1 protein-coding gene is annotated in these 245 nt (G+C 42.9%); it reads right to left on the bottom strand.

The annotated features are described in order from the left end of the window. Window positions 1-245, bottom strand: a 245-nt coding sequence (locus ACWA1B_RS23330; protein ID WP_456911059.1) for an MBL fold metallo-hydrolase, incomplete at both ends; no start/stop codon positions are given.

The raw sequence follows: 245 nt of genomic DNA on the forward strand, positions 1-245 counted from the left end.
CCCATGGTAAGTCCGTCACCAATAGGAAAAACAGCAAAGTCCAATTTTGTAAATTTGGGAATAAGTTGCATGTCTAACGTCAATGCCGTATCGCCGCTGTAATAGAAATTTCCATCAGCGGTTGACAGTACAAATCCGCAGGCAATACCGCCATAAGAACCATCCATAAAACTGCTCGGATGTTGGGCTACGACACATTTTACGGTTCCGAAATCAAAAGTAAATTTACCGCCTGGATTGATTGG

Source organism: Flavobacterium xizangense, assembly GCF_054075145.1.